Source organism: Yersinia alsatica, assembly GCF_025133195.1.
GTDB lineage: Bacteria > Pseudomonadota > Gammaproteobacteria > Enterobacterales > Enterobacteriaceae > Yersinia > Yersinia alsatica.
Window position 1 is genome coordinate 4,111,714 of the sequence record NZ_CP104006.1, and the last position, 11,475, is coordinate 4,123,188.

The following is an 11,475-nucleotide window of genomic DNA, read 5'->3' on the forward strand; positions in this document are numbered from 1 at the left end:
ATTGTTTAAAAATTATCCCCTGGGGAAAAGAAATGTATTACCTGTGGAAAAATTGTGCAAAAAAGAACAAATTAGCCCAATCTAATCACAGTAAAGCATTGTCGTTGCTCGGTTGGCTGGGGTATTATGGCGCGCTATAAATTTGCTACGCGGTTTGGTGGCAAATGCAAATTCAAGCTGTAGGATACTAGGTCACTCAATGCATTCTATCTATGTTCTCAACTTGAAACGTGTAAACCAAATCATCAAGCTTCTTGATGTAAATCCCTTGTAGTCCGCTACCTATGGCAAAAGAACAAACGGATCGCACGACGCTGGATCTGTTCGCAGATGAACGCCGTCCGGGGCGACCGAAAACAAACCCATTATCCCGTGATGAACAGCTTAGAATTAATAAGCGAAATCAACTACGGCGCGATAAAGTACGTGGCTTACGACGCGTGGAACTGAAAATTAATGCTGATGCCGTCGATGCTCTCAACAGCCTTGCTGAGCAGCGTAACATCAGCCGCAGTGAACTGATTGAACAGATGTTACTTGCTCAATTAGAGCACTCACAAGACGGATTTTAACCTTTCGGTTACCACGACGGCGTGGCGTAATCCATTGCGCCACGCCGTTATTACTTTATCCCCTATCTCTTAGAATGTTTCCCAGTTTGCATTGCTGTCTAGCTTGCTGGCAGCAGGTGCTACTGCCAATACTTTCGCCCGCGGTTTTGCCGCCGGTTTTGCTCGCGCCTCGTCTGACTGCAATTTAAACACGGCAACCGCCCGGTTCAACTGAGTGGCTTGTTCCTCGAGTGAAGCGGCAGCTCGGGAAGCTTCTTGTACTAATGCGGCATTCTGCTGGGTCACACTGTCCATTTCAGCCACCGCCTGCCCAACCTGAGTGATACCTTTGCTTTGCTCATCAGAAGCAGATGCAATCTCGCCCATCAAATCAGTCACATTGGTGATGGAACGCACAATCTCATCCATAGTTGCACCGGCGCTCTCCACCAGAGCTGAACCACTGCTGACCCGGCTAACCGACTCATTAATCAAACTATCAATCTCTTTCGCGGCTTGTGCACTGCGCTGAGCAAGATTACGTACTTCACTGGCCACCACGGCAAAACCACGGCCTTGTTCACCGGCGCGGGCCGCTTCAACTGCCGCATTCAGCGCCAGGATATTAGTTTGGAAAGCGATACTGTTAATCACAGTCGTGATATCGGCGATTTTGCGCGAACTGGCTGAAATCTCATTCATGGTATTCACCACATCCGCCACCAACACGCCGCCTTTTTTCGCAGTTGCCGAGGCATTAGCCGCCAGTTGGCTGGCATGATGCGCATTATCAGCATTGTGTTTTACCGTCGCGGTTAGCTGCTCCATGCTCGCGGCGGTTTCTTCAAGGGCGGCAGCCTGCTGCTCGGTACGGGATGATAAATCGGTATTACCCGCAGAAATCTCGGCGGCACCATGGTAAATCCCATCAGTGCTGCTACGAATCGCTTGCACGGTGTTGACCAGACTGGTTTGCACATCACGTAACAGCGGAAATAATTGCCCAACACAATTACGGCCAAAATCAACAATAGGCTGCCCCAATTGACCGGAAGCAATCACCCGGAAATGCGCACGAATATCGTCTAATGGACGTACCAGATTGGCCACCAGATAGCGGTCTGTTGCCAATAAAATCACCAGACCGGCGATCAGCGCAGAGATAAGCGTAATGCTGCTTACTTTGGTTAAGTGCGAGAATTGATCTTTCGCCACGCCAATAGCTTTAGATGCAGCCTGATTAAATGTTTCGGCGACAGCCCCATATTGGCGGCTCAACGCTGGCACGGTTTTTTTGGCTAAATCCTGATAAACCGCACTATTGTTGTCCATTGCCGCCTGATAAAGCGGCGTTACGCCCTGTTCAATTAATCCACTCCATCCATCAATCACTCCAGCGACTAAAGCGGGATCAATTTGTGCGTGGTCGATAGCTTTAAATTCTGCGAGCTTTTTCTTCAGATTATCCAGCGCGACGTTAGATGAGCTGAGTTCTTTATCTGCATCCGCGATATTACCGTTTTGGCGATAATCCACCGACCGGGCAAGACGAGTCACCATACGAAAATATTGGTCCGTCCCCTGATTGACCAAATTCATGTTTTCCACCAACACCGCATTGGCGTTAGAAGATTGGGTCAGTTGATTGAGTGATAGCAGCGTATAAGCCGATACACCGCCCCAGAGCAGACAAAAAGCGCCAAGCACCCAAAGTAATGCTGCCCTGATGGTAATATTTTTTAAAACCTGCATGTTCGTTCCCCTTATATATCGGATGGTTACCGTTAGAGACTCTGGTGTTATTTGATGACCGAAAAGCAATAAAGGACGTTCCATACAGCTAACGACGACTCCTTTCCCGACAAACTCTCATCTGACGGTTTTCCCCCTGGCACCGCAAATTGCAACCTTCCGGTTACACAAAGGTTATCGGCAATGACATTGCAAGATTGAGCGACTCACAAAAATTTAATATCACATAAACTTGATATGAGCCCGAGGGCGTTTTCTGGCATGATGTCGCCCTATACATGTGTTATATTGTTGGGCAACGCGCTCAGTGTTTAACATAACTATTTGAATTTAAAAGGTATTAAGTTATATGGCAACTGTAGGCATTTTCTTTGGCAGCGATACTGGCAATACCGAAAACATTGCCAAGATGATCCAAAAGCAACTGGGCAAAGATGTTGCTGAGGTTCACGACATTGCTAAAAGCAGTAAAGAAGATTTAGAAGGCTTCGATATTCTGCTGCTTGGTATCCCAACTTGGTATTACGGTGAAGCCCAATGTGATTGGGATGATTTCTTCCCAACATTGGAAGAGATCGATTTTAACGGCAAGCTAGTGGCTTTGTTCGGTTGTGGCGATCAGGAAGACTACGCAGAATATTTCTGTGATGCGATGGGTACCGTGCGCGATATCATCGAACCTCGCGGTGCTGCAATCGTCGGTCACTGGCCAACCGCTGGCTACCACTTCGAAGCCTCTAAAGGCTTGGCTGATGATGATCACTTCATTGGTTTAGCCATTGATGAAGATAGGCAGCCAGAACTGACGAATGAACGTGTTGAAGCTTGGGTAAAACAGATCAGCGAAGAACTGAATTTGGCCGAGATCACCGGTTAATTTGTTAGATCGGAAACGCTGAGGTGATATTGCATAGCGCCGAGCGTTTCCGTTAACTCTCCTCCCCCTTTGAACTCTTTTTTTGTCTGCCCCAACCCTTTAATCCCATTTTGCCAAAGCCAATAACCGCAAAATATGCGCGGTGTCATTTGTTGTCAGAATGAGCTTTGTTAAGCAGCCCACAAATCAGCAGCATGATGCGTGCAAAATGAAAATAAACCGCTACAAATTTGTAACGTTGCCTATAGCGGCCTTATACTTAAATGATGCAACAATCCCATTCATCAATACATTGCATGATTAATCGGACAAAGTGTGCAATTATATCTTTGTTAACAACCACGGTTTTCATTTAGGGCTAGCAGTTCTATAATGAGACGCAATCGTAATGATTGCGCCACGGATGTCATAGGCTGAACAGCCTTAATTTGAATCGATAGTAACAGGACTGAATCCGCATGACTGACAACAACAAAGCCTTAAAAAACGCTGGTTTGAAGGTAACACTGCCCCGTCTTAAGATTCTGGAAGTGTTGCAAAATCCAGAGTGCCACCATGTCAGTGCGGAAGATCTTTATAAAAAGCTGATTGATATGGGCGAAGAAATTGGTTTGGCGACGGTTTACCGTGTACTGAACCAGTTTGATGATGCCGGTATTGTTACCCGCCACAATTTCGAAGGCGGCAAATCAGTCTTTGAGCTGACGCAGCAACATCATCACGATCACCTGATTTGCCTGGATTGTGGCAAAGTGATTGAGTTTAGTAATGAATCCATTGAATCTCTTCAACGTGAAATTGCTAAACAGCATGGTATCAAGCTGACTAACCACAGTCTGTATCTATACGGCCACTGTGAGACCGGCGATTGCCGTGAAAATGAGTCTGCGCACGATAAAAGATAAAATATGCCCATCATCTTTCACACTGCAGGTGTGTTGGCTGGCTCTCACTCACCCGAATCACTTACTGATGTAAGCTCATCGGGATTCTATCGATAGCCACCTTCCTGCACTTTGATATTTATTGGGCATGATATTATCGCATTGATTTTATAAAGACTTTAAGCGCTGAGATTTTAAGTACCGAATAACCTTAGGGTTTGTTTTTAATCCAGATAACGGCACTCTATTATCTGGATAGCATTATCCATCAGCAAGATGGCCACCTTTCCTGTTCAGTCGGGAGTCAGGTGGTCATTCTTATTTATATCTCGCCCCTCCGCCGTTCATGTTTGTCCCTTACTCGTTTCGACGTCAATGTATCTCACTGCCCTTATCAGGGTGCTATGGCACTATTTTGGGCAAAAAAAAACCCGGACTTGCCGGGGGAAAAACCATCAACTCAACTTCACTTAATATTGTTTACCTAAAGAACCTAGCAAACAGGAGATAACATCAGACACAGCACTTTAACAACAATCATCAAACTTTCACTGGCTCAGCGCGGCTACTGCGCTTTCCGTCTGGGCTAGTCGAGCGGATTAACACATCACCGCTGACTTTAGATTGCACCTTGACATCATACTTCTGCCACTGCTTACCGCCATCAGTGGAATACTCGATAATCAGCCCCGGCAAGGAGATATTGGCTTCCAATACGCCGTTGACCACACGAGCCCCCGGTACCGGCAAGCGGTATGCAATACCGGCTTTATCCAGTTTTGCCAATTCGCGCTGGCCCATGATATTAGCGAAGCGCTGCCAATCGGTGTTCAATGCCACGGTATCGACCAGATGTGTTTCGCCACCTTGGTACTCTCGGCCCGCCTTGTAATCTTGTTCCCAAGATGCGCGGTGCCAGGCACGTTCAGCCAGCGGCAATACCCGTGGGAAAATCATGTATTCCATCTGTTGGTCAGTACGTACGGTTTCATTCCATGATTGACCTGAAATCCCGTGCACACCCGGCCATGGCTTATCACTCTTCGCACTGAAATGGTTGCCATCACGGTCAACCGAGGTTTCGGCGTTTTGCGGCATGTTATCTGGGGCAAAACTGAAGACTTTGGCTTCATCACTAAAACGCGTCGCCCAGTAGTAACCGCGTTCATTCGGATTAACTTCATAAGGCATATCGAAGTAGACATAATCCGGGTTAGAGGCAACCACTTCATAACCTTTATTGGCCCAATCATTGATGGAGTCAGCCCCGCCCCAGTAGAGGGTATCCCAGAAGTTAACGCCAACCCGTTTGGTCGCAAAGGCTTTCGAATCCTTAGCGTCTTTCAAACCATCTTGCCAAGCCTGCATTTTTTCGATGCCGTGAGCATTAACCAGTTTGCTGACTTCAATAGCGAAGTGGCTGGAGAGATGCTCAACATCCTGAATTTTGCCTTGCTTGACCATGTCCTGACATACCTGAGACTTAGCCCATGGCTTATCTTCAACACTCTTATCAATGATGCCTTTGCCCGGCTCAATGGTGCCATTTTTGTCTTGGAAACCGGCTCCCAGACGAATGTTTTTCGCTTCATCACCACCAAAATGCCACGTGGTTAATGGCATGCCCGCTTCTTTGTGCATCTGGGCCATTTCGCCAATCACTTTATCGACAAAACGCTTCGATGAATCCAGACACGGGTTCAGATAACTTTTGCGCTCATAGAACTGCACCGAGGTGGTGTTGGAGTCATCTGTCGGGTCAAGCAAGCGGAATTCGTTAGCTTCTTTCTCTTTGCCCTGCTTCATCAAATTGTTGTAACGCGCTTCCATCGACACCACTGCCGCACGGGCGTGGGCTGGCATATCAATTTCAGGAATGACGTCAATTTGGCGAGCTTTAGCGTATTTCAGAATTTCAATGTAGTCATCACGGGTAAAGTGGCCGGAACCCAGATTATTGCTATCCGGACCAGAACCCAGTTGTGGCAATAAGCAGGTATTTTCTGTCAAATCGTGGCAGCGTTTGCTCCCCACATCGGTCAGCTCCGGCAAGCCAGGGATCTCAATGCGCCAGCCTTCATCATCACTCAAGTGGAAGTGGAATTTGTTCAGCTTATAAGCGGCCATCTGATCCAGCAGGCGCAGCACCGCATCTTTGGTTTTGAAGTTACGTCCAACATCGAGGAAAACACCACGGTATTCGAAACGTGGCGCGTCTTTCGCATCTAATGTGGCGATTTTCTTGCTGCCATCCGTCGGCACTAAAGAGAGGATCGATTGCAGGCCGTAGAACACCCCAGCCGGATCAAAGCCAATAACTTGCGCGCCTTTCTCGCCAATCTTCAGCTCATAAGCACCGGAAACCGCCAAATCACCTTTAAAGAGCGCGGGCTGAATTGACGTTTTAATTGGGAAACCGGCCGAATTGCTGGTCAGGCCGAGTAATTCAAAACGCTGCTGGGCAGCTTGAGCCGCTGGCTTGGGTAAAGCACTCAAATCCAGTGCTACACCTTTACTCAAGTCGGCATCTTGCTGATGAACGGTGACTTGCATTGGCGTCGGGATAATCTGACCACGCAGGTTAGCCGCCGCTAAGGTTTTCACGGCTTCGTTTTTGGCGAAACGGGACTCTGGCGTCATCAGCACGTTATTATCGTCTTTGGTGCGTTTCCACTGATCGCCGGTAAACTGCGTGAGGTATTCGTTGATATCCTCGGTATCGGTACTTTTCAGTACTTTTGGCTTGGCATCGCCGGAAGTGGCATACCAACGCGGCATAAAGTCAGTGGCAAATAACTGCCAGTATTCGCCGGTTATCGGGATTTCAACCGCCTGATTAGCCGGGAACCCGGTGAACTTCGCCGTTGGCTCAATTTTATGCAGGTCACCCGTTAGGTGAGTAATTTTGAACTGATCATTATCTACAGTCAGAATCTGACGGATGCTGTGGAAGTAAATGGCCCAGTCTTGGCCTTTGATCTCGTCCCCGGTGTTGGTCAGAGTAATCATTACTTTATTACATGATGCCCAATCAGCACCCAACTTGGCACAATCAACACCATTTTCAGCCGCACGGTTGTCTAATATTTTATAGTTAACTTTCAAGGTGCTGAGCTGGTCAACAATCTGTTGATTGGTGGTGTCCGCATTGGCGTACCCCATCAAGCCAAAGGTTGCGGTTATCGCCGCTAACGCATTTAATTTGAATTTGTTCATCACTAACCTCATCCGTAATTAATAATTGCTGCCAACATTGCTACTGGAAGTATTACTGCTGGCAGAATTATTGTTAGTTTCAATTTCTGTAGCTGATTTATTGATGCTGCAGATGGCATGTTTTGAAGATTAATTATTGCTGCGGATCTCTTGCCATAGCTTGCCGCACTGCGCGTCATAAGCCTGGCCGTTACCGGTATGAGCCGCATCAATACAGCGCTGATAATCCAATACCCGCACCGTTTCTTTATCAGTGAAAGCCTGATGGGCTCTCTCTTGTTTCAAGACATTCAGCACCGCTTTGCAAGGTATCAGCCTTTCTGGTGAACCTTCAGTGGCTTGAATACAGGCGCTATAAGCTTGTTTAAGTTTGCTATCTTCTGGCTGAACCGGCCCTTGTGGGGCACAGGCACTTAATCCCACCACGGCAGCAAGAACAAAAAGTATTTTTTTCATGGCAGCACTCCATTATGTCCCCGGGGTGGTTACCGGGGATGGCAATCTAAAAATCAGAAGATAGTAAATGGTGCAATAACGATGAATTTAACGTCTTTCTCATCCTGGAATACGTTGCCGAAACCACCGCCATAGCTTGGAATGTTGGTATGGTTGTCGTACATGGTGTAATGCAATTTGAATAATGTGCCTTTCGCCCGGCCCTCTTGCAGGGTGTAGAGCACGTCGAAGTTCCATGCAGATTCTTTCAGGCGCACATTCTGGTCAAAGATTGGGTTGGTACTTGGTTTAGCATCCCAACCATAGGCATAAGAAGTCCCGACCGACCAACCGGCCATATTCCAGTTTTTCAGGTCATACATCACGCCACCGAACAGCGCTTTTTCGCCGTTGGCGTTGAAGTCAGAGCGAGAATCCCACCACACGTCCAGACGACCATTTGAAGTCGCGTAGCCTGGGGTCATACGTTGCAGGAAGTAACCTTGGTTGCCATCAGCTTTGGCCCAAGTCCCTTCCAAACGCCAGTCAAATGGACCCGTGGTGTAACCCAAGGTCAGTGCTTGTAACCAGGCCAGACCGTCATAGACATCATTAACATCTTTGAAGCCGCCATCAACTTTGTCTTTGGCGCCGTAGAACTGGTAGGAAGTACGCAGATCATTGCCAGCAACCGGGAAGGCATAAGATGCCTTGGCAAAATACTGGTCCATGTAGTCTTTGGCCTGACCGAATGCAGCTTCCAGTACCAGTTTATTTTTGAAGTCGTATTTGGCACCGAATGAATGCAGGTAGCTCACGCCGGTTTTACCGTCAGCCTGACGGAAGTTGTACATGTTCTGATACCACGGAGCTTTATATTCATCAGTCCACATGTAAGACATGGACAGAGCACCGGCAGTATCGAAATCAAATTTCGCGCCGCCTTCAGCACCACGGTAAGTCCCTGGCATGAAGCTCCAATGTGGTGCTAGCAGTGTCTGGCCGGTGGGTTGGATATAACCGCCACGCGCCCAGAAATCGCCCAATTTGAATTTGGCCGCCGCTTTGTAAACACTGACGCCACTCTTATCGCCAGTCCATTTTTCATCCCAACGGGTTTTAGCATCACTGAAACCAATTTCGTTTGGTGCCGCCGGGCCACTGTTGGTCATTTCAACTGCGCCAAAGGCCGCTAAGTCGATACCGAACATATCTGCCGCATAGCCGGAGGAGAAGTCCAGGTTGGCGTTAAAGGTGGAGTGATGCAGGTTGGCGACATACTTACCGTATTCAGCACTACCTGGAGTTAAATCTTTACGGTCACGCTGGCGCTGCCAATAGTAAATACCGCCGGTCAGTGACGAATCATCAATAAAACCTTCAGCTTTGGCCTCTGGGGTTGCCATAAAGCCAGTTCCTAACAGTGCACCCGCGACTGCGAGCGCTAACGTTTTACGTTTAGCACCGTGCATAACCATATAAAAAAATTCCTCTTTGACATCACATTTAAAGTGCTTTGCCTGTATTCACCACTGCTTACAGACTTAGCCTCAAAGAAACCCTAAGTGGGTAAAATTTTGTCGGGAAGAAATCTCCACCCGCTATTGCTATTGCGAAAAACAAACTCTCTTGAAGATTGCTGCTGGAGTACAGACTATTTTTCGCGACGCGAATTATCAATCAAAAAAGAAGCTAATTATTCAAAGTATGACAACGAGCACATAACTGTGAAAAAATATTACAGAGGTCACAAAAGCTTTAAAAACAATGCATAACGACAAAGTGCCGAATGAAAATAGTCTCTCATTGACATCTTGAATGGTTTCAGCAAACTGAATAAAACATGTCTTTTTGTGAAAAAAATAGCGATATTTATTCAGTTAATTCGTAAAGCGAATATTTAAGAAAGACTTACAGACAGGTGCTCTCAAGAGAGAAAGGAAAGCAATCTTTCGAGATTGACCAAGGGATAAAGCGTAGCGAGAGGATAAAAGAGGGGGTGCAATCGGTGTTTAGTAAAAGAAACTATGCCATCAATTCCATAAAAAAGGCGCAGCCTAAGCCACGCCTTTTCTGAACACTAAAAATTAATTAGCCGCTTTTGCAGCCCATGTATCACGCAGACCTACAGTGCGGTTAAACACTAAGGCATCTGGACGTGAATAATGGCTATCAGCACAGAAATAACCTTCACGCTCAAATTGATAGGTTCTCTCTGGTACAGCATCAACCAGACTTGGTTCAACAAAGCCATGACGGATAATCAAAGACTCAGGGTTGATGGTCGACAGGAAGTCGTCCGCCGCCGCTGGGTTTGGTACGCTAAACAAACGGTCGTATAAACGAATCTCCGCTGGTAAGGCGTACTTAACAGATACCCAATGGATAACACCTTTAACTTTGCGGCCGTCAGCAGGGTCTTTGTTCAAGGTTTCTGGGTCATAGCTGCAATAAAGCGTAGTGACATTACCTGCGGCATCTTTCTCAACCCGCTCAGCTTTAAGAACATAAGCATTACGCAGGCGCACTTCTTTACCCAGTACCAAACGCTTATATTGCTTATTAGCTTCTTCGCGGAAGTCAGCACGATCGATATAAATTTCGCTATCGAATGGTACCTGACGAGTGCCCATCTCCGGATTATTCGGATGATTTGGCATGGTCAGCCACTCTTCCCCAGCAGCACGGTTTTCGATAACAACCTTGATAGGATCAAGCACGGCCATCGCCCGTGGCGCATTTTCGTTCAGATCATCACGGATACAAGATTCCAGTGACATCATCTCAACGTTGTTATCCTGCTTGGTCACACCAATACGGCGACAGAATTCACGGATGGATGCCGCGGTATAACCACGACGACGTAAGCCCGAAATCGTTGGCATACGTGGGTCATCCCAGCCTTCCACTACCTTCTCGGTCACCAATTGGTTCAGCTTGCGCTTAGACATAATGGTGTATTCGAGATTCAGGCGAGAGAACTCATACTGACGCGGGTGGCATTCAATGGAGATATTATCCAACACCCAATCATACAAGCGACGGTTGTCCTGGAACTCCAGCGTACAAAGTGAATGGGTGATCCCTTCGATAGCATCGGAAATGCAGTGGGTAAAGTCATACATCGGGTAGATGCACCACTTGTTACCAGACTGATGATGCTCGGCAAACTTGATGCGATACAGCACTGGGTCGCGCATTACGATAAATGGCGACGCCATGTCGATTTTGGCGCGCAGACACGCGGTACCTTCAGCAAAGCCACCCGCACGCATCTTTTCAAACAGTGCCAGGTTCTCTTCCACGCTACGGTCGCGATAAGGGCTATTTTTACCCGGCGCGGTCAATGTGCCGCGATATTCACGCATCTGCTCGGCGGTTAACTCATCGACATAGGCCAGCCCCTTGTTAATGAGCTCTACAGCGTACTGGTACAGTTGATCAAAATAGTCTGAGGAGTAACGTATATCACCGCTCCAGGTGAAGCCCAGCCACTCTACGTCGTGTTTAATTGACTCAACGAACTCCACGTCTTCTTTCACGGGGTTAGTATCATCAAAACGCAGGTTACATTGGCCCTGATAGTCTTTTGCAATACCAAAGTTCAGGCAAATGGACTTCGCATGGCCGATATGCAGATAGCCGTTAGGCTCCGGCGGGAAGCGGGTATGAACCGACGTGTGTTTGCCGCTGGCTAAGTCTTCGTCAATAATCTGACGGATAAAATTACTTGGGCGGGCTTCTGCCTCACTCATTGTTC

At 47.4% G+C, this 11,475-nt stretch carries 8 protein-coding genes; 3 read left to right on the forward strand and 5 right to left on the reverse strand.

Annotated features, from left to right (window positions below; all coding sequences use genetic code 11):
* The first annotated feature begins 284 nt into the window (after positions 1-284).
* Positions 285-572 carry a LexA regulated protein gene (ybfE, locus tag N0H69_RS18420; protein WP_004712472.1) on the forward strand — a complete coding sequence of 96 codons (288 nt, stop codon included), beginning with the start codon at positions 285-287 and terminating at the stop codon, positions 570-572.
* Positions 573-641: 69 nt separating this feature from the next.
* Here the strand turns inward: ybfE and N0H69_RS18425 are convergent, their stop codons facing one another.
* Positions 642-2,303, reverse strand: a complete 1,662-nt coding sequence (locus N0H69_RS18425) for a methyl-accepting chemotaxis protein (protein WP_050145000.1) — start codon at positions 2,301-2,303, stop codon at positions 642-644.
* Between the two features lie 349 nt (positions 2,304-2,652).
* On the opposite strand from N0H69_RS18425, the gene fldA reads away from it, so the two are divergent.
* Together fldA and fur are read left to right on the forward strand one after the other, a co-directional pair.
* Positions 2,653-3,180, forward strand: coding sequence for a flavodoxin FldA (gene fldA / locus N0H69_RS18430; protein WP_050107817.1), 528 nt, complete (start codon positions 2,653-2,655; stop codon positions 3,178-3,180).
* A gap of 458 nt (positions 3,181-3,638) precedes the next feature.
* Positions 3,639-4,085 carry a ferric iron uptake transcriptional regulator gene (gene fur / locus N0H69_RS18435; protein WP_050107819.1) on the forward strand — a complete coding sequence of 149 codons (447 nt, stop codon included), beginning with the start codon at positions 3,639-3,641 and terminating at the stop codon, positions 4,083-4,085.
* A gap of 519 nt (positions 4,086-4,604) precedes the next feature.
* On the opposite strand, the gene N0H69_RS18440 is transcribed toward fur, so the two are convergent.
* The 4 genes from N0H69_RS18440 to glnS form a co-directional block, all read right to left on the reverse strand.
* Positions 4,605-7,280 carry a beta-N-acetylhexosaminidase gene (locus tag N0H69_RS18440; RefSeq protein ID WP_050151589.1) on the reverse strand — a complete coding sequence of 892 codons (2,676 nt, stop codon included), beginning with the start codon at positions 7,278-7,280 and terminating at the stop codon, positions 4,605-4,607.
* Between the two features lie 129 nt (positions 7,281-7,409).
* Positions 7,410-7,736 carry a ChiQ/YbfN family lipoprotein gene (gene chiQ, locus N0H69_RS18445; RefSeq protein WP_050107823.1) on the reverse strand — a complete coding sequence of 109 codons (327 nt, stop codon included), beginning with the start codon at positions 7,734-7,736 and terminating at the stop codon, positions 7,410-7,412.
* A gap of 53 nt (positions 7,737-7,789) precedes the next feature.
* A complete protein-coding gene (gene chiP / locus N0H69_RS18450) occupies positions 7,790-9,193 on the reverse strand; it encodes a chitoporin ChiP (protein WP_050107825.1) in 1,404 nt (467 codons plus the stop codon).
* A 609-nt stretch (positions 9,194-9,802) separates the two neighbouring features.
* A complete protein-coding gene (gene glnS / locus N0H69_RS18455; RefSeq protein WP_050151588.1) occupies positions 9,803-11,470 on the reverse strand; it encodes a glutamine--tRNA ligase in 1,668 nt (555 codons plus the stop codon).
* Positions 11,471-11,475 lie beyond the last annotated feature (5 nt).

Bases quoted from the DNA above. Each gene is read 5' to 3' on its own strand.
- ybfE (WP_004712472.1), top strand. From the start codon at position 285: ATGGCAAAAGAACAAACGGATCGCACGACGCTGGATCTGTTCGCAGAT.
- N0H69_RS18425 (WP_050145000.1), bottom strand. From the start codon at position 2,303: ATGCAGGTTTTAAAAAATATTACCATCAGGGCAGCATTACTTTGGGTG.
- fldA (WP_050107817.1), top strand. From the start codon at position 2,653: ATGGCAACTGTAGGCATTTTCTTTGGCAGCGATACTGGCAATACCGAA.
- fur (WP_050107819.1), top strand. From the start codon at position 3,639: ATGACTGACAACAACAAAGCCTTAAAAAACGCTGGTTTGAAGGTAACA.
- N0H69_RS18440 (WP_050151589.1), bottom strand. From the start codon at position 7,280: ATGAACAAATTCAAATTAAATGCGTTAGCGGCGATAACCGCAACCTTT.
- chiQ (WP_050107823.1), bottom strand. From the start codon at position 7,736: ATGAAAAAAATACTTTTTGTTCTTGCTGCCGTGGTGGGATTAAGTGCC.
- chiP (WP_050107825.1), bottom strand. From the start codon at position 9,193: ATGGTTATGCACGGTGCTAAACGTAAAACGTTAGCGCTCGCAGTCGCG.
- glnS (WP_050151588.1), bottom strand. From the start codon at position 11,470: ATGAGTGAGGCAGAAGCCCGCCCAAGTAATTTTATCCGTCAGATTATT.